Source organism: Pseudoalteromonas rhizosphaerae (genome assembly GCF_028885455.1).
GTDB classification, from domain to species: Bacteria; Pseudomonadota; Gammaproteobacteria; order Enterobacterales; family Alteromonadaceae; genus Pseudoalteromonas; species Pseudoalteromonas rhizosphaerae.
On record NZ_CP118496.1, the window covers coordinates 1,064,649 to 1,089,204 of the forward strand.

Consider the following 24,556-nt stretch of genomic DNA (forward strand, 5'->3'; position numbering starts at 1 on the left):
CCTCTCACCCTTATTTAATAGCTGGTTTTGTATAACGGTAGATTTGGCAAGAGCCAATACTATCGAGGTGCAGTGATTGCACCGAACTCAACTATTCCGTTCGAACTAGGTAGTTTTGCGCGTGCGCAGCTATCGACAATTTGGAGAATACCAAATGGCTTTAATCAGTATGCGACAACTTCTTGATCATGCAGCTGAACATGGTTATGGCGTACCAGCATTTAACGTTAATAACCAAGAGCAGATCCGCGCTATTATGATGGCGGCTGACAAAACTAACAGCCCAGTAATTGTACAAGGTTCAGCTGGCGCTCGTGCCTATGCTGGTGCCCCATTTATACGTCATATGATTTTAGCTGCGATTGAAGAGTGGCCACATATTCCAGTGGTAATGCATCAAGATCACGGTACCTCACCTGGCGTTTGCCAACGTTCAATTCAATTAGGTTTTTCATCAGTGATGATGGATGGCTCGTTAATGAGCGATGGTAAAACACCATCATCATATGAGTATAACGTTGATGTAACGCGTAAAACTGTTGAACTTGCACACTCTTGTGGTGTGTCTGTTGAAGGCGAGTTAGGTGTGCTAGGCTCACTTGAAACTGGCGAAGCTGGCGAAGAAGATGGCGTTGGTGCTGAAGGTAAACTAACCACAGATCAAATGCTAACTGATCCAGAAGAAGCGGCCGATTTTGTAAGTAAAACCCATGTTGATGCCTTAGCGATTGCGTGTGGTACTTCACACGGCGCGTATAAATTTACACGTCCGCCAACGGATGATATTTTGGCGATTGATCGTATTAAAGCGATCCACGCACGTATTCCTAACACTCACTTAGTTATGCACGGTTCGTCATCAGTGCCGCAAGAATGGCTTGAGATCATCAACCAATATGGTGGTGAGATCCCAGAAACCTATGGTGTGCCAGTTGAGCAGATCGTTGAGGGAATTAAGTTTGGTGTGCGTAAAGTAAATATCGATACAGACTTACGATTAGCATCTACAGGGGCTATTCGTCGCCATCTTGCGCTTAATCCAGCAAACTTTGATCCACGTAAGTATTTAGCTGAAGCGACAAAAGCAATGACAGAGATCTGTGTTGCACGTTATGAGTCATTTGGTACAGCGGGTCAAGCAGGTAAGATCAAACCAATCTCACTTGATGAGATGCACCTTAAATATTTAACGGGTGAATTAGATCCGAAAATTAAATAATTTAATTTATTAAGTTATAAAACAGCCAGTAGTGTTAAAGCTACTGGCTTTTTTATGCCTGATCGTAAAAGATCATTATTTTACCAAGCAGGGGCTTTGGGATCATTGCTTTACTAACTGTGCTTTGTTGGGATCAGATTTTTACTAAGGATCAGCTTGATTGGCAGAGGTTTTGTTATAAAAATAGCCATTTCAAAGCTTTGTTGTATAAATGATCAACAACTTATGGCTTTGGCTAGGTAAAACACTGATCCCAGATCTAACTCGGTTGGTAAACGAATGATCCCTGAAATGAAACTTGGTAGGATTTTGATCTCTGTTAATGATCGCCGATGTTAATAGGCGTTTTAATTGAGTTAGAGTGTGAAGATGCTTTCGTGGCTTACATCGTGATACTGTATAGTTGATTATTGAAAGGGGAATTTAATACAAAGTAGTAATGTAGCAATTATAAAGTATGATTTTTAAATGTGAAATTTGATAATGCATGCTAATTATGTACCTTAAAAAGGTTTATTTTGCATTTTTTACCCCGCATTTCGATTTACACGTTACACTTTCATAAAAATGTCATACTTAGTCATAATAATGAAAACTAGTTCGATAACGAAAGAGATAAATTGGAATGTCACGTAAAGTACTTGTCGTCGATGACGAAGCACCGATCAGAGAGATGCTGGTTTTTGTATTAGAGCAAAATGGTTTTCAAGCAATTGAAGCGGAAGATTACGATTCAGCCATTGCAGCGATGGTAGAGCCTTATCCAGATATGGTGTTATTAGATTGGATGCTACCAGGTGGTAGTGGAATTCAAATTGCTAAAAAGTTTAAGCAAAGTGAATATACTCGCCAAATTCCTATTATTATGCTGACTGCTCGCGGCGAAGAAGAAGATAAAGTTCGCGGTCTTGAAGTCGGTGCTGATGATTATGTTACTAAACCATTTTCACCAAAAGAATTAATGGCGCGTATTAAAGCCGTTATTCGTCGTGTGTCGCCTACTTCATTGGAAGAAGCGATTGATGTACATGGTTTACGTCTTGATCCTATTTCACACCGTGTTACCTCTGAAGGTAGCGAGTTGGATATGGGACCGACAGAATTTCGCTTATTGCATTTCTTTATGACTCATCCTGAACGTGTTTATAGCCGTGAACAGCTACTAGATAACGTATGGGGGACTAATGTCTATGTTGAAGATAGAACCGTAGACGTGCATATTCGTCGCTTACGCAAAGCGATTGCACCGCTTGGTCATGACCGTTTAGTACAAACTGTACGTGGTGCAGGCTATCGTTTTTCCAGTAAATTATAAGAGTCATGGAGATGACCAAGCCAATAATTAATTTTGGCTTAAATTTACTTACTCTAAGGTAAAGTGAGTGTATGTATCGAGTTGTTAATAAGCAGGCGTTAGCAAAGCGTCTGTTTATCTATTTCCTACCTTTATTATTAATTGGCGTGCTTATTGGTGCGCCATTTTTGCTTTTATTTTTAGGATCTTTTTCACTGCTTGTTTGGCATTATCATCAACTCTATCGGCTCAGTGATTGGCTATTGAATCAACGTAGTTTTAATCCACCTGAAGGCGAGGGGGCATGGGAGCAAGTATTTGAAGGGATCTACCATTTACAACATCGCAACCGTAAAAAACGTAATGAATTAGCTGATTTGATCCGTCGTTTTCGCGATGGCGCAGAAGCAGTGCCTGATGCGGTTATTGTTCTACAACGTGATTTAAGTATTGTTTGGTGTAATCAACTAGCTTTAAAAGTGCTTGGATTACAGTGGCCAGCGGATCATGGTCAACGGCTTGACAACCTTATTCGCGATCCTAAATTTGCGAAATACATGCAAACGGAATTGTTTGATGAAGCATTAGAACTTGAAAGTGGTCACAGTGTTGAGCAAGTTTTAGAGTTTCGGGTAATGCCATATGCCAGCTCACAATTAATGGTTGTTGTGCGTGATGTCACGCGACTGAAGCAACTTGAGCAAATGCGCAAAGACTTTGTGGCCAATGTATCTCATGAGCTACGTACGCCATTAACCGTTGTTACAGGTTACTTAGAAATGTTTGATGGCGATATGGTGCCACCACCGGCAATGTGGAATAAAGCACAAGGTACTATGCTTGAACAGTGTAAACGCATGGATAGCTTGGTAAATCAGCTATTGTCGTTATCACGTATTGAAGGCGCTCGACGTCAAGATAATGATAAAGCGATCAATGTACCGCAGTTACTTAGCTATATTAGGACTGAAGCACAATCATTGAATCAAGACAAAGGGCATGAGTTGATATTTGATATTGATGCTAACGTCGATATAAAAGGCGCTGAAGAGGAGCTGCGCAGTGCCTTCTCTAATTTAGTGTTTAATGCCATTCATTACACCAAGGCGGGCGGTAAAATAACCGTAAGCTGGCAGCTAAAAGATAATCAAGCGTACTTTTCAGTAGTTGATAATGGCGATGGTATTGCACCAGAGCATATTAATCGTTTAACTGAGCGTTTTTATCGGGTTGATAAAGCGCGTAGTCGTACAACCGGTGGCTCAGGGCTGGGTTTAGCCATCACCAAACATGTATTAACTCGCCACGATAGCCAATTGATAATTAAAAGTAAATTAGGCGAAGGATCATGTTTTTCGTTTGCTTTTAGTCGTGAAAAAACAGTGCTATTAAATAATTGAGCCAAAAAGCCAAAGTCATAAAAGTGTCATTTTAGAGTAATCTAACTGTCATCTATTCTCTTTAGAGTAGACGACAGTTAAGAAATAGACGAACAAAATCGGAGCAACCTAATGAGATTTAAAAACCTAGTAGCCGCAATGGGTGTGGCAGTAACAACATTTGTATCTGCACAAGCAATGGCAGTAGATACAGTTATTCCTGAGTATCAAAAAACCAGTGGTATTTCAGGTAATTTTTCATCTGTGGGCTCTGATACTTTAGCCAACATGATGACCTTTTGGGCTGAAGAATATAAACGTATTTACCCAAATGTGAACATCCAAATTCAAGCGGCTGGTTCATCTACTGCGCCACCGGCATTGACAGAAGGCACTGCAAACTTTGGCCCGATGAGCCGCAGAATGAAATCAAAAGAAATCGAAGCGTTTGAAAAACGTTACGGTTATAAACCTACTGAAGTACGTGTAGCGATTGATGCATTGGCAGTATTTGTTCATAAAGACAATCCAATTGAAGGTTTACGTATCGACCAAATCGATGCGATTTTCTCTTCAACTCGTAAATGTGGTGCTGATGCAGATGTGACTCGTTGGAGTGATGTAGGTTTAACGGGGAATTGGGCTGCAAAAGACATTCAGCTTTATGGCCGTAATTCTGTATCTGGTACTTACGGATACTTTAAAAACAAAGCGCTATGTAAAGGTGACTTCCGTAACAACGTGAACGAGCAACCAGGTTCAGCATCGGTAGTGCAATCAATTTCTTCATCAGTGAATGCAATTGGTTACTCAGGTATCGGTTATAAAACATCAGGCGTACGTACTGTACCACTGGCGAAAAAAGGCGATAACTTTGTTGATGCAACACTTGAAAATGTAGCAACAGGTAAATACCCACTGTCGCGCTTTTTATATGTTTATGTGAATAAACACCCGAATAAACCGCTTGCACCTATTGAAGCAGAGTTCTTAAAAATGGTGTTGTCACAAGATGGCCAAAAAATTGTAGAGAAAGATGGTTATGTACCACTTTCTGGCAAGATGGCAATGGGTGAACTTAAGAAGCTAGGTCTTCTTTAAACTTAACGCCAACTATGAATTAATAAAAAACCGCGCAATGTAAATTGCGCGGTTTTTTTATACCAACTAAGTTCAGGTTAGTTAAATAGTTTCTTTTTGAGCTGTTGATGGGCATTTAAAACGCGTTTACGTTTACTTAAACCTTGGCGCTTAAAGCTCTGAATTGGCATTACGCTAGATTGCTCTTGCGGCAATGTAGGGATTGTAAAGTTAGCAACATCATCATTCGGTAATGCTATTTCTTGCTCATGTACACGTAAGGCTGCAAGGGTGTCGTTATTATCAACTTCACTCGGGCAAATAAATATGCCCATTTTACGTAATTTAACGCCTAAGCCTATGCTACTTGAATATCGTACAATTGGGGCTGCTAAGATCAATCCAACTAAAATCGGCGATAACCACCAAAAGAATACAGGCGTAAAGTAATAAGCAATACCGCCCCAAGCTAAGGCGATTAAGGTTGCTAGTAATGTGTAACCTATCGCTTCTTGCCACGGAACCATGCGGCCTGATCGAGGCTGGGCGTCCCACGTTACTTTTTTACCTAAAAATACACACACCACAAAGTAGCTATGAAAAACCATCATCAGCGGGGCGATAATAATGGCAAACACGGTTTCAATGATTGAGCCTAAAATTAATTTAAATGAGCCGCCAAATTGTTTATTACGATGGATCAGTGTGACAATAATCCCCATTAATTTCGGTAATAATAACAACACAATTGTGACAAAAAGCAACGAGTTAATTAATTCTGTTTTTGCTATTTGCCAAGTCGGAAATAATTGATACGCCTGATTAAAATAGACATTACTGTTTAGTGCACGGGTGACCGCATCTATGGTACTTAGCACTAACATTGATAACCAAATTAATGATGAAATATATGCCGTTGCACCTAATAAAAAGTGCAGCTTGCTGATTATTTTTAAACCCGACGCAGGTAACAAACCTAAATGCTGAATGTTGCCTTGCACCCAACGCCTGTCGCGAATAGCGTAATCTAAAATATTACTCGGTACTTCTTCGTAGCTACCTTGTATATCACTGAGTAATAATACATCCCAGCCAGAACGATGCAGTAATGATGCTTCGACAAAGTCATGACTTAAAATTTCGCCGCCGAAAGGGGCATTACCTTTGAGCACCGGTAAACCGCAGCAATCAATAAACGCTTTAACCCGAATGACGGCATTGTGGCCCCAGTAATTAGCGTGATTAGTCTGCCAAAAAGCTGAACCGGTTGCTAGCATTGGACTATAAAGTACTGACGCAAACTGTAGAAAGCGACCAAAGAAGGTATCTTGCCTAACAGGGATCGGAATCGTTTGAATAAGCCCAGCTTGTGGATTGTTGATCATGCTGCTGGTGAGCTCAAGCATACACTGACCCGTCATGATGCTATCTGCATCAAGTACAATCATGTGCTCGTATTTACTGCCCCAACGCTCGCAAAAGTCAGTTAAGTTACCTACTTTACGGTGTTTGTTATCTTCACGGCGGCGGTAAAAAGTTTGTTTGGCAAAATCACCTAGGCGTTCGGTCAAGGCATGCCACGCTTTTAGCTCATTGTTAGCTATTTCTTTATCTTGTGTATCACTTAATAAGTAGAAATCAAAATGCGCAAATTGGCCTGTTTTTATCAGTGAACGTAAGCTCACTTCAAAACCTGCGATAACTCGCTGTGTATCTTCATTGTAGATAGGCATAACGACAGCAGTTTTGGTTTTACTCAATGCTTGCTGATCAATTTCGATTGCTTTTTGGCGCGTCAGTGTCAGCGGGTCAATTCTAAATAATTGTAAAATAAATCCCATACAGCCACTGCAAAATGCGGTCACAATCCAAGTGAAGGTAATTGAAAACAGCGCAAGTAATGCATACTCAAGCGGGGTCATGCCATTTGAATTTAAAATATCAAACATGATCCACATACCATAAGCTGAGATGGCTAACACTAACAGTGAAAAAAGCCATACACGAGTCTTTTTAAAAGGCATTGTACTGTTACTCGACGTCATTTGGATACCAGACATAACTCCATACCTCGCTAACTTCTTTGTCACGTAGTGTTAATGATAAGCGCATGTCTACAGGCTTACCGCCCTCTGGCGCGACTTTAAAAGCAACACGCCATCCTTCATTATTTGGTAATTGTTGAACTGTTTTATCGCTTATTTCACCTGAATTTAGGGTCAAATTAGCAAGCAATTTTAGTTTGGCTGACAAGTTGTTAATATTGTCACCAGTGAAGTCAACCGTAAATTGGCGATGACTTTTTGGTGGTGGATTTTCTTCACCGGGTAATGCAGCACTGCCAATGCGAGTGCGTAAAACTCGGGCTTTATCTTGGCTTGCAAGCGCCGCGTTAAATGTTGACAATTTATAACTAAAACTAAGTGTTTCACCTGCTTTAAGTGGTTGCTCTGGTACCCAATAGCTAACGATATTGTCATTGGTCTCGGTATCAGTCGGTATTTCTACTAACTCAACTCGACCATTTCCCCATTGTCCTTGTGGTTCAATCCACAGGCTTGGGCGGGCATGATAATGTGCCTCAGTATCGAGATAGTTATTAAACTCACGGTCGCGCTGTGCTAGTCCAAAACCTTTTGGATTGTCATAACCAAATGACGTTACACTAAGCTGTTTAGGGTTATTTAGCGGACGCCACACCCATTTATTGTCTTGTGATTGCATTAGTAAACCATCAGAGTCATGTACTTCTGGTCGGTAATCATCAAAGAATTTAGTGCTATTTTCGCCGTGGTAAAACATGCTTGTAAGCGGTGCTATACCTAGTTTTTTGATATCTTTTCGGGCGAATATTTGCATTTTAGTTGTTACTTCAGTTGCTGTTGATGGACTGATCTCAAAACGATATGCGCCAGTAACAGAAGGACTATCAAGTAATGCATATAGCACAATATGTGTGTCTTCAGGTTTTGGCTTAACTAACCAAAACTCTTTAAATACTGGAAACTCTTCACCAGAGCTGAGTGCTGTATCAATCGCTAGGCCACGTGCTGAAATACCATACACTTGATCAGGGCCCACTATGCGAAAATATGAAGCGCCTTGAAATACAGCAACTTCATCTTTGTAGTCGTTATTGTTTAGAGGAAAGTGTAATCTAAAACCGGCATGCCCCAACTGAGTGGTGCCTAAAGCCGCGGTAATTTCCTGCTCAAGTGGTGCTGCGGTGCCATCATAGCGGTAGTAATCAGTTTTAAATGGTAGATTTTTTACCTTTGCATCAGCATCAACTGTGTTAATCGCGATAGGGTTTTTATAGAGAAAACCTGGATGGAATAACTGTACCTCATATAAACTTTCATCTTTCCAGATCGCATGATCTTGACGAAAACGAATCGCTCGATAGTCCTGATAATTAATATTATTTAACGCATCAACAGCAATTACGGGAGCTGCTACGTAGTCTTTGGCAGCCAGTTGTTTGGCTCTAGCTGTTACCACCGCAAATAATTTTTCAGAAGGGATTGTAAGCAAAGTTGGCTGTGTAGTTGGTACAGCATCAGCAGTATCCGCATCAGATTTTGTTATTGGTTGTTCTGCCGCACTGACATTACATGCACACAAGGCTAATAATGCACCTAATAATACCCTCGTTTTAAATGATGGATACAGAGCTGCCCGCGTTATCGTTTCCATGAGGTTTTTTCCTTTAGCCGTTATCTGGTTAATTTTAAAATGCTTTAGTTAGTTGAATTCAAGTTTGCAAAAAACGAACCTAAAATAAACTTATATATTTCAATGACTTTATATTTACTAGTATCGTAGAGGGTGTACTTTCTTTGTATAAACTGAAAATAATTACACGCAATGTATGACTACTTATTACTAATGTCAGTAGATATTACTAGAGTAAACCTTGCTATAAGGTGAATGGCAGAAAAATCACGATGGTTGGATGTAGAAAGTTTGCCTAAAGTAGGCGCTGGGAGGGAGGAAACTTGCCAATCATGATAATTGGCAAGTTAACATTAGTTATTGCACATTACCTAATGCTTGGGCATTTGCTTTGCATTGGTTATAGGCTTCAATACATTTAGTATTACATACTTTATATACCATGCCTTCGCCGGTGCTTTGCTGTTCGCAGTTCACTTCACATTGATAATTCTGTTGTGCGCATTGCTGCATTTCTGGATTTTCTATTTGGTTTTGACACCCAGCTAATATGCCTATACACAGCGAAATGCTTGATAATTTTAATAATGAATTCATGCTTATCCCAATTATTGTTATGTAATATCAACGAGCAGATTGTCTATTAGCCTTACTGGCCCTAAGAAGGCTGCCGCCAAAATCACTAGTTGACTATCATTGAGTGTAGCTTTTTTTAAGGTATCGCGCTGAGCTATTTCAAAGTAGTCAATTTTGAGCCCTGCTTGCTCTAGTTGCTGCTTTGCTTGTCGGCATATGTCGTCAAAATCACGCAGCCCCGAGTTTAACTGTTCTGCGCTCCAATTAAGGGTTTTAAATAGCACTGTCGCTGTTTCTTTTTGAGCTTCTGATAAGTAGCCATTGCGAGAGCTCATAGCTAACCCAGACACTTCACGGCTGGTTGCAACGCCAATAATTTCTACTGGAATTGACAGGTCATGAGCCATGGTTTTAATCACTTGCAACTGTTGATAGTCTTTTTCACCAAAGCACGCATAGTCAGGTTGTACTAAGTTAAATAATTTAGTAACCACCGTTGCTACACCGCGAAAATGACCTGGACGTGATCCGCCGCAATAACCCATTGATATATTTGGCACATCGACAAAGCTTTGCGCATCTAAACCGTTAGGGTAAATGGCTTCCACACTTGGGGTAAATACAATATCAGTACCAAGCTCTGCCAGTCCTTGTTTATCCGCAATGAGGGTGCGCGGGTAGTTATCAAGATCTTCGTTGACACCAAATTGCATTGGGTTTACAAAAATACTAACCACGACTTTATCAGCAATGTTTTTGGCTTTCTCAACGAGTGAAAAATGCCCTTGATGTAGATTACCCATAGTTGGCACTAGTGCTACACTAAGCCCTGCTTGGCGCCATGCTTTAATTTGACTACGTAATGATTTTATTTCAGTGATCGACTGCATTATTTAAACTCATGTTCCGTGCTTGGAAAAGCACCACTTTTAACGTCGCTACAATATTTTTTAACCGCATCCGGCATATTGCCTGTTTCGAGTAAAAAGTTTTTAGAAAATTTAGGGATGTAACCTGCTGAAATGCCAACTAAGTCATGCATGACTAGAATTTGGCCATCAGTTTGATTACCTGCACCAATACCAATGGTAGGAATATTAACCGCGTCAGTAATTAATTTGGCAAGTTCAGATGGAATACATTCAAGAACCAGCATTTGTGCGCCTGCCGCGGCAAGCGCCTGAGCATCGCTAATCATTTTTTGTGCTTGTTGTTCACTACGGCCTTGGATTTTAAAACCACCAAACACATGTACTGATTGCGGTGTTAAGCCTAAATGTCCACATACCGGTATACCTTGTTGAGTCAGCGCAACAACTGAGTCATACAGCCATTCGCCCCCCTCAAGTTTGACCATGTTAGCGCCAGCTCGCATTAATTCTGCTGCATTTTTACAGCTCTCGGCTGGGTTTGAGTAGGTCATAAATGGCATATCTGCAATGACGAATAAATCACGGCTCCCGGCGCGTACGCTGCGAGTATGATATGCAATATCTTGATTGGTGACAGCCAGTGTATCGTCGCCACCTTGTAACACCATGCCTAACGAATCACCGACTAAAATAACGTCTACGCCGTTATCATGAAATAACTTTGCAAAGCTGGCATCGTAGGCCGTTAATGCCGTGATTTTTTGTTGGTCTGCTTTCATTTTATTAAGCGTAGAAACGGTTATTTTAGACATAGTATCCTCGTAGGCAACGGCCTGAAATTAATTACAGAGGTAATTGTTGTAATTCGTTTAGTGCCAAATTAGTGCTAATACTGTGAAGTAATATACCATTTGGCAGCGTAATATTTGGGGCTATTTCAAGTAGCGGGTAAACCACAAACTCGCGTTCAGTTAGACCATAATGTGGCACAATTAAACGCTCGCTATTAATGACTTGATCACCAAATAATAAAATATCAATATCTAAGGTGCGCGGCCCCCAGCGCTGTGCTTTTCGTACTCGACCGTGTTCAAGTTCTATCTGTTGTGTTAAATCAAGCAACTGCTCAGGTAATAGCGTGGTTTTTAGCGCCGCAACAGCGTTAACGTAGTCAGGTTGATCTTGCGGGCCCATCGGTTTACTAGCGTAATAATGCGATACACCAATAAACTCGCAATCAGCCAATGCACGCAGTGCTGCAACAGCATGATCTAGCTGAGTACGAGGGGCGTTTAGATTAGCCCCTAAACCAAGGTAGACGGTTTCCATGATCATTCAGCCGCTGGTTTTGGGCTGCGGCGGCGAGTACGACGACGGCCTTTTGTTGCGCCTTGCGTACCTAACGCTTTAACTAGCTCTTTTTGACCATTGATGTCTTGTTTTAAATAGTCAGTCCACCAGTTAACTAATTGCTGATGCTGTTTTTCACCGGCCTGTACGCGCAAAAGTAAAAAGTCATACGCAGCTTTAAAGCGTGGTTGCTGTGTCAGGCGATATGCACGTTGTCCTGAGCGTTTATCTAAGCGGTGTTGAATATGCCAGATATCACGAGCGCCAAGGGTAAAGCGTTTTGGTACGGCGATATGTTGGGCATTATCACTGAGTACTTTGTTCATACCTTGAGCGAAAGCATCGTATTCAGATAGTTGCTCTTGTTCTTGCAGTGCTTTAGTGATCTGCAATAATGGGAACCATAACAATGCAGCAAAAATAAATGCTGGAGTTACTTTTTTCTCCGCATTAATACGCTCATCTGTATTACGGAACATCTGTTGAATTAAAGCGAATTCTAAGCCATCAGGATTACTATCTAAAATACTATCAAGGGCTGGAAATAATGATTTGAAAAGGCCATATTTACGTAGCATTAAAAAGTTTGCTTCGGCCTTGCCATTTAAAAACAGTTTCAGTGTTTCTTCAAATAACCGCGCTGCAGGTATATTATCTAACAGGCTTGCTAATTCATTTAATGGTTGCTCGGTTGCCGGTGCAATCGACATATCGAGTTTGGTTGCAAAGCGAACTGCGCGCAGCATACGTACAGGATCTTCGCGGTAACGGGTTGCTGGATCACCAATCATCTCGATTTGTCGAGCGTTAATAGCTGCTAAGCCATTAGCATAATCATGGATTGAAAAATCATTAATTGAATAATATAACGCATTGATTGAAAAATCGCGGCGTTCAGCATCTTCTTCAATACTACCAAAAACATTATCGCGCAGCAGTTGTCCTTGGTCACTCGATTGGCTAATTTGGTTTTTATCTTCAGGCGCTTCGTGATGACCACGCATGGTGGCCACTTCGATTATTTCACGACCAAAAACAATGTGTGCTAAACGAAAGCGACGGCCAATTAAGCGGCAATTACGAAATAGCTTTTTAACCTGATCAGGAGTGGCATTGGTGACCACATCAAAATCTTTTGGTTGTTGACCTAACAAAATATCACGAATGCAACCACCAACAAGGTAGGCATCAAAGCCTCCGTCTTTCAGGCGATATAATACCTTGATTGCATTTGGGCTAAATTGTTTGCGAGAAATACCATGCTCATTGCGTCCAACTATTAAAGGCTGCGCAGAGACTTGGGTATGTTCGGCTGTTACAGAGGCGGTTGGGCCAATAATTTGCCGACAAAATTGAAAAAGCTTGGAAATAATAATCTGTCTCCTACAGAATTCGGTTATTTGATGGACGCCATCAAAATCAAACCAAGTATAGCTTCACTTTGCTATTAACTGCACATGTGTTGCGTTTACTTGGTAATACCTATGGTATTAGAGTCTTGTTCATTCTAGTCAGTTAAACAGTCATTGCTAGGGTTAAAATTTTCTAGCATAACGATGCTGGAAATTATTATCCTGTTATTGAGCTACTTGACTGTTGCTATAATAGTGTACAACCTTAACGCAATTGGTATTAATTAAATGAATTGCACATTTAAGGTGGGCTATCATATACCAGCACAGCTTAAAAATTAAGTTGAAGGCCTTAAAATTAGCCCTTTTTAGTGAATTTTTATTTGTTTAAATGCGTAAAGGCGGTTGTATGACTGTGCGGGTTTTGCGAAATTTGAATTTGTGTCATTTTAGGGACGTTTTGCAAGCTGTAATTGTCGACTCCCCAAGCTAGCATTTGCTCGATATTTAGTTCAAGTAATTCATCTTTGGGCGCCAACCCTAAAAATTCGAATGCACTCAGCAAAGCCGGTTTGGGGTTACTTTTGCTAATAGCTGGGGCATAGTTTTGTTTTGATAATTTAAACCCAGGTTTAGCGACTGCTAATGGTAAATGTGCGTAATGGGGGGCCGTGGCAGCTAATTGTTTAAATAAACTCAATTGGCGTGCGGTTGGTTCAAGCAAGTCTGCGCCGCGTACGACATGAGTGATACCTTGGGCAATATCGTCTGCGACCACCACTAGTTGATAAGCAAATAGCCCATCACTGCGCTTTATTAAGTAATCTTCGTGGGCGAGATCATGAGCTACATTTATCTCACCTTGAATGAGATCATGGTATTGGCATGTAGCATGTTGCTGAATTAACCGCAGTGCGCTGCTGTTCTGACTATGCTTTAAATGACGACAATGGCCTTGATAAATACCGCCAAGCGCTTTAATTTCTTTGCGCGAGCAGTGGCAAGCATAAATTAGGTGCTGGTTATTTAGATTATTAATGGTATGCGCATACAAGTCATGGCGTTGAGTTTGATAGGCTACGTCTTCATCCCAGTACAAACCATAGGCTTCTAAGGTATTGAGAATATCTTTAGCGGCGCCGTCTACAACACGTGTGGTGTCGATATCTTCAATACGGACTAACCAAGTGCCTTGGTTGCTTTTCGCGTCAAGGTAGCTGCCCACAGCCGCCACAAGAGAACCAAAATGAAGTGGTCCAGAAGGTGACGGCGCAAAGCGACCGCGATAGTTGCGCATAGGCGCAGTAACGGCTGTGGTAGACATTGATTAATTACTAGTAATTAACCACGTCCAGATTGTTTTTCTTTGATTTCCGCAAGCGTTTTACAGTCTACACACAAGTCAGCTGTAGGACGTGCTTCTAAACGGCGGATACCAATTTCAATCCCGCACGAATCGCAAAAACCAAAATCATCTTCTTTGATTAATTGGATCGTTTTTTCAATTTTTTTGATCAGTTTACGTTCACGGTCACGAGTACGAAGTTCTAAAGAGAACTCTTCTTCTTGTGCTGCGCGGTCAACTGGATCAGGGAAGTTAGCAGCTTCGTCTTGCATATGCGATTTAGTACGGTCAACTTCATTGCGTAAATCGTTGCGCCATGCTTCCAAAATAGTTTTGAAATGAGTGCGTTGTGCATCATTCATATACTCTTCGCCCGGCTTTTCCTGGTATGGTTCTAATCCGGCCTGAGCCAATAACCCTAATTTTTTTTGGTCTGGCATAACTTTCTCCTAAATCCTTAATATAATGCCCAGCATGAGCCGGCGGCTATAAATAACAGAATCCTATGGCCTAGGCAAATTTATTTTTCATTAATTAGTCCTACTTAAACCGCATCAATAAAATTAAAAAAGGTACGATAAGTGGTTTTTACACCCATTACTTATAGATAAGTGCTTAAAAACTTGCCTTGTTATATGGGCGAAAACCTTAAAAACAAGTCGCTTTTAATTAAAAGTGAGCTTTTCTATTAGTGTAATTTCAGCGCTCGAAATATCTGCTTTATAAGCAAGTACTTCTACACCTTTAGTAATAGCCAAATCAACTAGTTGGGCGTACTTTTCGTCAATATGGCGCGCCGCACTAACTTGCTTAATCCCTTGATGTAATACAGCAAACAGCAGCACTGCACGGTGGCCTTGTGCAACCATTTCAATTAATTCACGAATATGTTTTTGACCGCGAAGAGTTTCGGCATCAGGGAAGTAACCTTGGCCACTTTGTGGGGCATTTTGACTGAGTAAAGTGACAGATTTTACTTCTACATAGCAGTCTGGGCGTTGGGGAGCTGTAAGTAAAAAATCGATACGGCTATTTTCATCACCATATTTAACCTCTGGCTGTATTTTAGTGTAGCCGTTAAGCTCGCTGATTAGCGCTGCATGAAGTGCTTCTGCAACGATTTTATTCGCGATTGCCGTATTTACACAGATCAGATGGCCAAACTGGTTTTGCGTCAATTCTAATGAATGAGGATATTTTCTTTTTTGATTGCTACTGGTGGAATAAAAGGCTGCAAAGTCAGGCTCCGCGCAACCAGTCATTTTACCTGTGTTGGCACAATGGGCGGTAAACTCTGAGCCATCGCTAAGGCGTAAATCGGCTAAAAAACGTTTGTAGCGTTTGATTAAAGTAGCGTGTTGGAGTGGCGTTGTATATTTCATTATTTTAGTTATTTGGTCTCAAGCAGTTGGGAAGTTGTTGTGGCTATAGTAAACTCATTGTCACTATTTTAGCGCAAAGAGTATTCTAACATGTCTGAAAAATTTGTTGTTCAATTAAGCGAGCAGGGTGCTGCATCGCATTGGGGCGAAACCGCCACGTTATCTTTTAATGAGCACGGTGCAACGGTTCATTTATCTGAACAAGAAACATTAGTAAATGTACAAAAAGCCGCGCGCAGTATTGCCAATCAAGGCGTTAAAAATGTCGTGCTAGCTGGTGATTGCTGGTGTACAGAAACACAGTGGGCTTTTTATCAAGGGTTTGTATCGCCTAAGTCATTACACGGTGTTGAATTTGCTGAAAATGCTAAAACAGATAGCCAAGAGCTTGCTTCATTACTTCGTTCTGCTACTTGGGCGCGTGAAATGATCAATGGCACGGCCGATGATATCTTCCCTGAAAGTTTAGCTGGTAAAGCTGCTGAATTTATTCAATCACTAGCTCCTGAACACGTGAGCTATCAAATCATCAAAGGTGATGCGCTACTTGAGCAGCAGTGGATTGGTATCCATGCTGTTGGTCGCGGTAGTGAGCGCCCGCCTGTATTACTTGCACTTGATTACAATCCAACTGGCGATGAAAATGCGCCTGTAGATGCAGCGCTTGTTGGTAAGGGGATTACTTTTGACTCTGGCGGTTATTCAATTAAAGCCAGCGAAGGTATGTTAGGTATGAAGTGCGACATGGGCGGTGCTGCAACGGTTACCGCAGGTTTGGCATTGGCTATTAGTCGCGGTATTAATAAACGTATTAAACTGTTTTTATGCTGTGCTGAGAACCTTATTTCAGGCCATGCATATAAGCTGGGTGATATCCTTACCTATAAAAACGGCACGACAGTTGAGATTGTTAACACTGACGCTGAAGGACGCTTAGTACTTGCTGATGGCTTAATGGCTGCTGCTGAAACAGGTGCTCCTTTAATTATTGATGCGGCGACACTAACAGGCGCTGCGCTAGTTGCTGTTGGTCAAGAGTACAATGCCTTATTTGGACTTGATAAAGAGTTTGTACGTGAAGTTGAAGGCTTTGCTGGACAAGAAATGGAAGGCGCGTGGCCACTACCACTTGAAAAGTGGCATCAACAAAACTGTCCTTCACCATACGCTGATACAGCTAACAGCCGTGCCCAAAAAGGCGGTGGTTATGGTGGCGCATCAAATGCTGCTGGTTTCTTGTCACGCTTTGTACCAAACGACGGCAAAGGCTGGGTGCATATGGATTTAGCGGCAGCGTTTAATATGGGTAGCACGAGTCAATGGGCTGCCGGTGCGACAACAGTCGGGATGCGCACGGTTGCACGTACTTTACTAGAAAAAGCGTAATCTTGAATATGTTTAAAAAAGCGCCGTTTTATTATATATAGTACCTTGAACTATGTATATTGTGTATTAAGGCAGAGAAATCTGCCTTTTTATTTGACAACAAACACTTTAGCATTATAGTGTATTGTATGTTTGATGTGTATAAAGGAATGAACCTTGTCATCGGTTAAAGTCAAAGCAACTATCGTAGAAGATAATACTGGCATTAAAAGTCAGCTCCCCATCTTAATCACCGAACAAGGTGAAGTTGGTTCAGTTACCGATTACTTGCTAAAGATGGAAGCTGATGGTGCTAGTAATGCTTTAATGAATGGTTTTATACAAGCCACTTCTTTGCTCTTGGATTACATGGAAGCCAACAAAGGATTATTTGAAGATCCTAAAATGCTATTCCAAACCTTTGCTAAGCGTCTTTACACAGGCACCATCGGTGAAGATGGTTTAGATCCCTCTGGCTTGTACTGGGTGCCAAGCTCAACTGATAACGTCAATAAACATATTCATCGATTAACGGCATTTACTGATTGGCTGGCTAACAAGCTTGGCGAAGAGTCAATGAACCCTTTGCGAGATGCCACACCTCATGAACAACGCTTGAATTATGCGGCATGGTATCGAAAAAACCAAAATGACTTCCTTGGGCATATTGAAGATAAAACCGTTAATAGAACCATCCGTAAAGCTCGCACAATGAAAGGACGCACTCCATTGACGAAAGCCGAAGACGATGCTTTAGCATTCCCAGATAAGCATTGGGAATCATTCTATAAAGATGGTATTGGCGGAGCAAAAGATCCACGAGTTGCGCTGAGAGATAAGCTTATGCTGCTCTTGATGCACGGTGGCGGTTTGCGTGAAAGTGAAGCTATTATGCTGTGGGTGACTGATGTACTTGAAGATCCGTATGACCCTGAAAAAGCGATAGTTCGAATTTACAACGAAGTCGATGGTAAAGCACCCGAAGGTTGGCGTAGTCGCTCAGGGACAAAAACCAGAGAAGCCTATTTACAAGAAAAATACGCTCGTATACCACGCAAACGAATGAAAGGCACGGCATACGTTGGCTGGAAAACAAGAGTTGTAGACCATCGAGATAACTACATACAAGTTCAGTGGTTTCCAACGGATTATGGCAAGGTTTTTATGTCACTGTGGAAGAGCTACCAAAAATATCGAGCCAGTATTGACTGCCATCACCCCTATGCGTTCATTTCATTCCATCACAGCGCCCTTGGAAACCCATACACTTTGAATGCGTTTCACCAAAGCTATGCGGCGGGATTAAGGCGCATTGGCTTAGAGCCAAGCAAATCGGAAGGGTTAAACCCGCACGGTCATCGTCATAGCTATGGCAGACGCTTAGAGCGTTCAGGACTTAACCCGTTGGTGATACGACGATGTATGCACCATAAATCACTGGAGTCTCAAGTTCCCTACACAGGTAAAGGGCAGCAGGAAATCTCCGATGAACTCAACAAGGCCACGCTACAACTGGCAAATCCTGAGTCCAAAGTAAAATCGCTAGATTGGAAAGAGTTGGTCGAGCACGGTTTTGACGATATTGACCCGCAAGGCTATTTCACAGGCAAGCATCCGAAATTACGAGGTAAATAATGGCAAAAAAAGTCAAGAAACGTGACGGGCGCTCATCGGACTTAACGTTTAAATGGATGCTCACCACCCTTGGCCCTGAGTGGCAGCAATGGCAGGAATTAGCCGCTGAGTGGATGGCGACACAGCATGTGGGAGTTGACCACAAGCTTTCCGCGTTGAGCCTTTTTTTTGAGTCCTACCTGTTGGAGTACGCTCCCTATGCAACTGATATTGGTCTGTTTTTTAAGGGCTACAATGGCCATATCTGCTCCACTGAAGAGCTAGAAGCTACTGTGAGAAAAACTATTAACGACCCCGCCAGAGTATCAAAATCTATCAACTACCCCTGTGACTTCATTAATTACGTCATTGAGCATCATCTATCTGAAGGAGATGATATCGGCAACTTAATACCACTGGTTCGCAATCCGCTGAACAAAATTAAGAGGCAAGACTCACACACTGAAACCGTACGTAACCCACTTCCGTATCGTTACATCCAAGACCTGCGCCAAATTCTGTGTCCATTGCCAGATAAAGCGGAACTGACGGTGATTGAGCAAAACCTACCACAAGGCGAGTCGTTACTGCCTAGCTATCACTACCGCCATTTCAAGCATTGGACATGGGCACAAGAGCAGACAGGGCAAGGCAAAGCAGGTCAAAGTGGCGACTGGTTCGAGGTCGAGCCTGACTTGATTGATAAAACCGACCCCGATTGCGTGTGGCGCACTAAAGAAGTGACTCGCAAAGGTAATAAAATCACCGTTCATCAAATCTGGTCGCCCGTCAAAGCGATGGTGATTTTCATGAAGCTCCACCTACCACTGCGTACCTATCAGGTGTGGATGCTAGACAGCGGTGAAGCGGATACATGGCGCTATGAAAACGGTCAGTGGGTAGTAAACACTCAGCATGATTTTGCACTTGGTAACGAAAAACGCCCATTTGGGAAAGGTATCTTCCGCCGCATTCACGACACTATGACAGGACTGTATTCCACAGGCTTGTATATCAACACCAACAAGACCGCCGACCAGAACAAAGATGAACTGGAGCGTGGTTACATCATCCCTTGGCAAAACGAAGAAGTGTTGTATTGGCTGGAAAAACTGCGCAACTGGCAAGAAAAATACAATCCGATTGCAAAACCTACCGATTGCACCACCCTACTCAAAAAGCACATTGGCAAGGAAAAATCGAAAAAACAGCTAGAAAGTATGGGCGAGATTGCGTTTCTGTTTCGTGATGCATCAGCAAATGGTGAGGATAAATACAAGCCAGTCCAAGATATATCTACTGCGTTTTTATGGTATAGACTCCTATTGGCATTAGAAAATCACCTCGCAGAGCAAGGTAATACCTTGGATAACGGAGAACGATTAAAATTAGTAGTGGATTATCCAGAAGGAACTACTGAAAGCTCGAAGGTTGCGACACACTTTCCATTGCACAGTTTGCGTGTCTCGCTCATCACGGCGTATACGATGGACACGCAATTGCCACTACCTGTGATTTCTAAATTACTAGCAGGGCATACACGCCTGTTGATGACCATCTACTACAACAAAATCACCCCGTCCGTGATGGCGGAAAAAATGAGTGAAGCCGAAGGGGAGCTTGAGGGTAAAGCCAAGCAGTCAGTGCGCAACTTCCTCAAAGATGCCTCACTAGCGCAAATTCAATGCAAAATGGTCTACCACAAAGAAGACAGTATTCAGGCAGCACTGGTTAACCGTAATCCCATCGGCTGGGAGGAGCGTTCAGCTGGCTTATGTTTGGTCGGAGGCAACACCGTAAAATCCGATGAAGTCAGTACGCTGGGCGGGTGCTGGAACGGCGGTGAGTTGATTAGAGATTCAAGTGCTGCCAGTAATCGCATCTATGACAGCGTGCCGCATGGCCCTGAAAACTGCATTCGTTGCCGTTGGTTTATTACTGAGGCGCGATACCTGCCAGCGCTTAATGCTCAGTTTAATCAACTCAGTTACAAGGCGCACCAAGCGGCTAACCTATCGGTTGAAATCGAAGGTGAGCTAGAAGCACTCAAAGACGAGCAGTTCTTCTGTGAAGAGCAAGGTAAACCCTTCACCAAACACAGTGAGCTACAGACGCTGCAACGCCGCCATGAGAAGCAGCAAGTCGAAGCGGATGAGTACGCAAAAGACTGGATAGCGTGCTTCGAGCTAATCTGCAAAATCATTCGTGTCGAGGAAGCCAGAAATGAGGATGACACCAAAGATAAGCTGATTGCCGTGGGTGCGGAGCAAGATATCAGCTACGCCTTGAAGTTTATCGAAACCGACTCAGAGCTTTTACACCTCTCCTTGCTATGTGACGATGCCGAATTCTTCCCTGACTTGCAGGATGAACTTCGTAAAACGCCCGCTATTGAAAAGCGCTCCCGCCAACTTAGTCGTGCTCTGATAAAGAAAGGCTTTGAGCCTATCTTTATGGAAATGGATGAGAAACAGCAGCTAATCGCTGGTAATGCCATGCTACGCCAAATGGCAAAGATAGCCGACCCTGACGATAAAATGGAAGGCTACCGTAAAGTGGCTAATTACATCGAAGCGGGTGAGTACCTGTCTAATCACAAGCTATTTAACGCTGGCATGAATGCACTGTCGGATAAGTCCTTGCGCTTAGAAAATCTCACCCAACCTGCGCTCTTGGAGGGTTAATGGACATTAATATTGATATCATCTTGGCTGACTTAAAAGACGACAAAGTGCCAAGAACCCAAAAAAACCTAGATAAGCTTAACGACATCCTGAAAGCCTATGTAGAATCGGGGCAGCGTGATTTCTCCATTACACAAATGGGGCGAGTATCAGCAGCAGAGGGTGGCCCAGGTTACGAAGCGTTACGAGCAACCAAAAACAAGCACTACCGCACCTTGATTGAAGCATGGGCAGCAAAGTGCAAAACAACCACCAAAAAGCCGTTATCGCCAACCTCACGCTCTAAGTCTGTTCCACAGGATAATAAACTGCTTGAGCGTATTCCAGACACTGCGGTACGGGCTTTGTTTGGTCAGATTATTGCCGAGCGCAACCGTTATCGCAAAGAGGTTAATCTGCTAAAACAGCACGCGAATATTACCATTGATAAGCGTCCTGTACGTCAGTTTGATGCAAGCGCAGAGCCGAGTGTTGAAGTCTTGCCTTCACTATCTGGCATCTTGACCGAATCCGAGAAGAAAGCCTTAGCCTACGCTATCTCTGACGAATGTATGGAAAAACATAACTGGCAAACCACACAAGCTGGCCAAGTAAAAGACATGGAATACAACATAGAAATATTCCCTAGAGGCTTTGCGACAGGTCTACGCAAGTTGTTAGGTGAGGTAGATGATTAATGGCGAACGGTCCGCAAAGAGCGCAGCAGAACCTCGAAGCATTTGAAGTATGGCAAGCCACTCAAACTGATGATGACTTTAAGCAGATCGCCTTTAAAGGCAAGCTCAACCGCATCGAAGTAGCAAAAGGGGTCGGTTGCGGCAAGTCTGCCCTTAACCAAAATCCAGCGCTTAGAAAAGCGCTCAAGGCATTAGAAGACAAACTGCGTGATAAAGGTATACTCCCGCCACTGACCGAATCTGCAAAGAGCAATGCTGACAAACCAAAGCAATACGACAACACGGCTAATCGCAAGCTGCTCGACTCAAAACGAGTATCGACCTTAGAGGCTGAAAACATTGAGCTAAAAGCCAAAGTTAAAGAGCTGGAAGGTAAACTAGAGCGGTTTGGCGAACTGAATGAAACCTTGTCAGAAATGGGGTTCATGCCACGATGAATGTTGCACTCCATCAAGACCAAATGCGTGTCACGAGTATTCCTTACAGCTCTACCAAAATGGTGATATTCAGTGGCGTGCCACTGAAAAAAAACTCATACAAAACTAACAGTGGCAAGTATTACGTCACCATCAAAGCTGATCCAGATGCCATCCCCGTTCAACCAGCCCTCGGTCAACACTGGTCGGTTAAAGGCCATCGTTTAATAGAAGAAATGGAAACGGGTGATTACGTGATGCAGCAGCATACCTATGAATCACCAGAACACATCGAATGCAGCCTGCCAGAAACGGGTGAACAGCTTATTCGCTTTATTGCCAGAGAAAGTGATTTCAAAGGTATCGGTGAAAGTAAAGCTAGAGCACTCTGGGAACTGTTAGGAAAGGATTTTCACCCAACGGTTGGAAAAGACACTCGTGAATCAAGAGAGCGCCTTAGAAGTGTCCTGAGTGAAGATTCTATCAATGCGTTATTTGAAGGTTACGCCAAATATAAAAATCTGGCCTACTGCAACTGGATGACCGAACACAAGATACCAGCAAGTATTCAGCAGCGCTTATTGAAGCATCATGGAGAAGAGTCCATTGAGGCTATTAAACAAAATCCGTATGTCCTTATTGGGTTTGGGATGTCGTTTACGGATGTCGATAAACTGGTTAATTTTGACCAGTTTAAGATCACAGCTTGTGATCACCGCAGACTAAGTGCCGCACTTGAAACCGCGATTCGCAAAGAAATTGAAAAAGGTCACACCTATACCACTCATGCCAATGTGCGCCCTTATCTCAACAAGTTACTGAAAGACAAAACACTGGTCACTCAGGCGTTCCAATCAGGTCATGATAAAGCTCAGTATATTTTAAATCCTGACACAGGAGCCTACCATCCAACGGCGCAACTGCTGATGGAAAATGTCGTTGCCAAACGACTTAAAGCACTAGCTAATCAAAACAACCTTTATGACGAAGTTGCAAATTCTGCATATTGCTCTTCGGTTGGTGAATTACCATACGAGCTAACCAAGAAGCAGATTGAAGCAGTGACAACGTGTTTGGATAACGCCGTGAGCTGTATTACGGGCGGAGCTGGCACAGGTAAAACAACGGTACTTAGAACCGCACTTCGAGCCTACCATCAAATGGGATTTGAAATACATGCGGTCGCGCTGAGTGGCAGAGCCGCTATGCGCTTGCATGAGTCAATTGGCTTTATCACCTCAACTATCGCTAAGTTATTACGTAGAGAGCCTATTGAGCCAAGTTCAGACCAGCCAAAGCATTTACTGGTAATAGATGAAGCCAGTATGATTGACTTACCGACCATGTATCGCCTTGTTAATCACACTCATCCCTCTGTACGATTGATATTTACTGGCGACCCTGACCAACTTCCACCCATCGGCTGCGGCAAGGTGTTGGCAGACATCGTTGAAGCGAAAACGGTGGCTAATACCATGCTAGATATCGTCAAGAGACAGGAAGGTTCAACGGGTATCCCCGAATACTCAAAACTCATCAATCAAGGTGTGATGCCTGACCAATTAAGCACAGGTGCAATACACTTTCACGAAACCAGTAAAACAGACATTGCCAAAGTCTGTTGCGAACTTTACCAAGAATCTCCTGAAAGCAGTCGTGTCATGGCTCCAACCAAGGCGCTCGTAACAGAAATCAATAAACTCATCCAGCAAGCGGTCAACCCAAACAGTGACAGCCTTGAGTTTGAAATTAATGGTGACAAGTTCTTTTTGCCACTTCGCATGAATGATGAGGTGTTATTTACGCAGAATCATTACGACAAAGGCATTCAGAACGGCTCACTTGGTATGCTAACCAACGCCAAACCTTCTGGTGATAGTTACGGTGAAGTGACGCTAGATACAGGTGAAAAGGTCGAGATAACACAATCCGTTCTCGACTGCATGGAGTTGGGTTACGCAATCACCCTACATAAAGCTCAAGGGTCACAGTTTCCACGCATCATCATCGCTCTGCAAAATGGAAGAATAGTAGATAGAGCATGGCTCTATACGGCAATCACGAGAGCTGAAAGTGAAATCCATATCGTTGGTAGTAGCGATGATATGAAGCAGATCACCGAGGCACCTAGTCACTCTCACAAGCGGAATAGCTATCTGAAAGAGCTGCTGGGTTAGCAGTTTCAAACTCGTTTTTGTCGGATAGACGACACCTGTTACCAAGTGTCGCCCTCCTAAGAACCGTACGTGCAACTTTCACTGCATACGGCTCAAGCC

General features: G+C 42.7%; 20 protein-coding genes. 10 read left to right on the plus strand and 10 right to left on the minus strand.

Annotated features, from left to right (window positions below):
• Positions 1–154: 154 nt before the first annotated feature.
• The 4 genes from fba (at position 155) to PVK79_RS04670 (ending at position 4,993) form a co-directional block, all read left to right on the plus strand.
• Positions 155–1,219: a class II fructose-bisphosphate aldolase gene (gene fba, locus PVK79_RS04655; protein WP_145235361.1), complete on the plus strand. Its 1,065-nt coding sequence runs from the start codon at positions 155–157 to the stop codon at positions 1,217–1,219.
• A 625-nt stretch (positions 1,220–1,844) separates the two neighbouring features.
• Positions 1,845–2,534: a phosphate regulon transcriptional regulator PhoB gene (phoB, locus tag PVK79_RS04660; protein ID WP_145235364.1), complete on the plus strand. Its 690-nt coding sequence runs from the start codon at positions 1,845–1,847 to the stop codon at positions 2,532–2,534.
• Between the two features lie 71 nt (positions 2,535–2,605).
• Entirely contained in the window at positions 2,606–3,913 is a 1,308-nt protein-coding gene (gene phoR, locus PVK79_RS04665; RefSeq protein WP_149982118.1) for a phosphate regulon sensor histidine kinase PhoR, read from the plus strand.
• Positions 3,914–4,024: 111 nt separating this feature from the next.
• A complete protein-coding gene (locus PVK79_RS04670) occupies positions 4,025–4,993 on the plus strand; it encodes a PstS family phosphate ABC transporter substrate-binding protein (RefSeq protein WP_145235368.1) in 969 nt (322 codons plus the stop codon).
• A gap of 77 nt (positions 4,994–5,070) precedes the next feature.
• Here the strand turns inward: PVK79_RS04670 and mdoH are convergent, their stop codons facing one another.
• The 10 genes from mdoH to sfsA form a co-directional block, all read right to left on the minus strand.
• Positions 5,071–7,032 carry a glucans biosynthesis glucosyltransferase MdoH gene (gene mdoH / locus PVK79_RS04675; protein WP_257325400.1) on the minus strand — a complete coding sequence of 654 codons (1,962 nt, stop codon included), beginning with the start codon at positions 7,030–7,032 and terminating at the stop codon, positions 5,071–5,073.
• On the minus strand, positions 7,004–8,668 hold the full coding sequence (locus PVK79_RS04680; RefSeq protein ID WP_257325401.1) for an OpgD/OpgG family glucan biosynthesis protein: 1,665 nt from the start codon (positions 8,666–8,668) through the stop codon (positions 7,004–7,006). Before PVK79_RS04680 ends, mdoH begins: the two co-directional genes overlap by 29 nt.
• A 336-nt stretch (positions 8,669–9,004) precedes the next feature.
• Complete coding sequence (locus PVK79_RS04685; RefSeq protein WP_145235371.1) at positions 9,005–9,244, minus strand: hypothetical protein; 240 nt, start codon at positions 9,242–9,244, stop codon at positions 9,005–9,007.
• A 17-nt stretch (positions 9,245–9,261) separates the two neighbouring features.
• Entirely contained in the window at positions 9,262–10,113 is an 852-nt protein-coding gene (gene panC / locus PVK79_RS04690) for a pantoate--beta-alanine ligase (protein WP_257325402.1), read from the minus strand.
• Entirely contained in the window at positions 10,113–10,907 is a 795-nt protein-coding gene (gene panB, locus PVK79_RS04695; protein ID WP_145235375.1) for a 3-methyl-2-oxobutanoate hydroxymethyltransferase, read from the minus strand. Before panB ends, panC begins: the two co-directional genes overlap by 1 nt.
• A 31-nt stretch (positions 10,908–10,938) precedes the next feature.
• Positions 10,939–11,424, minus strand: coding sequence for a 2-amino-4-hydroxy-6-hydroxymethyldihydropteridine diphosphokinase (folK, locus tag PVK79_RS04700; RefSeq protein WP_145235378.1), 486 nt, complete (start codon positions 11,422–11,424; stop codon positions 10,939–10,941).
• A 2-nt stretch (positions 11,425–11,426) separates the two neighbouring features.
• On the minus strand, positions 11,427–12,785 hold the full coding sequence (pcnB, locus tag PVK79_RS04705) for a polynucleotide adenylyltransferase PcnB (protein ID WP_246175570.1): 1,359 nt from the start codon (positions 12,783–12,785) through the stop codon (positions 11,427–11,429).
• 391 nt (positions 12,786–13,176) lie between these two features.
• A complete protein-coding gene (gene gluQRS, locus PVK79_RS04710) occupies positions 13,177–14,121 on the minus strand; it encodes a tRNA glutamyl-Q(34) synthetase GluQRS (protein WP_182759697.1) in 945 nt (314 codons plus the stop codon).
• A 17-nt stretch (positions 14,122–14,138) separates the two neighbouring features.
• Positions 14,139–14,582: an RNA polymerase-binding protein DksA gene (gene dksA, locus PVK79_RS04715; RefSeq protein ID WP_145235383.1), complete on the minus strand. Its 444-nt coding sequence runs from the start codon at positions 14,580–14,582 to the stop codon at positions 14,139–14,141.
• A gap of 225 nt (positions 14,583–14,807) precedes the next feature.
• Positions 14,808–15,524, minus strand: a complete 717-nt coding sequence (gene sfsA, locus PVK79_RS04720; RefSeq protein ID WP_182734722.1) for a DNA/RNA nuclease SfsA — start codon at positions 15,522–15,524, stop codon at positions 14,808–14,810.
• A gap of 90 nt (positions 15,525–15,614) precedes the next feature.
• On the opposite strand from sfsA, the gene pepB reads away from it, so the two are divergent.
• From pepB to PVK79_RS04750, 6 genes are all read left to right on the plus strand, one after another.
• Positions 15,615–16,910: an aminopeptidase PepB gene (gene pepB / locus PVK79_RS04725; protein ID WP_145235388.1), complete on the plus strand. Its 1,296-nt coding sequence runs from the start codon at positions 15,615–15,617 to the stop codon at positions 16,908–16,910.
• 156 nt (positions 16,911–17,066) lie between these two features.
• On the plus strand, positions 17,067–18,524 hold the full coding sequence (gene gmtY / locus PVK79_RS04730) for a gamma-mobile-trio recombinase GmtY (protein WP_257324188.1): 1,458 nt from the start codon (positions 17,067–17,069) through the stop codon (positions 18,522–18,524).
• A complete protein-coding gene (gene gmtZ, locus PVK79_RS04735; RefSeq protein WP_257324187.1) occupies positions 18,524–21,187 on the plus strand; it encodes a gamma-mobile-trio integrase GmtZ in 2,664 nt (887 codons plus the stop codon). Before gmtY ends, gmtZ begins: the two co-directional genes overlap by 1 nt.
• Positions 21,187–21,864, plus strand: a complete 678-nt coding sequence (gene gmtX / locus PVK79_RS04740) for a gamma-mobile-trio protein GmtX (protein WP_034823168.1) — start codon at positions 21,187–21,189, stop codon at positions 21,862–21,864. Before gmtZ ends, gmtX begins: the two co-directional genes overlap by 1 nt.
• The gene (locus PVK79_RS04745) at positions 21,864–22,301 is read left to right on the plus strand and encodes a VPA1267 family protein (protein WP_232601847.1); all 438 of its coding nucleotides are present in this window, start codon (positions 21,864–21,866) and stop codon (positions 22,299–22,301) included. Before gmtX ends, PVK79_RS04745 begins: the two co-directional genes overlap by 1 nt.
• Positions 22,298–24,457 carry an ATP-dependent RecD-like DNA helicase gene (locus PVK79_RS04750; protein WP_257324185.1) on the plus strand — a complete coding sequence of 720 codons (2,160 nt, stop codon included), beginning with the start codon at positions 22,298–22,300 and terminating at the stop codon, positions 24,455–24,457. The genes PVK79_RS04745 and PVK79_RS04750 overlap by 4 nt, the downstream gene beginning before the upstream one ends.
• Positions 24,458–24,556 lie beyond the last annotated feature (99 nt).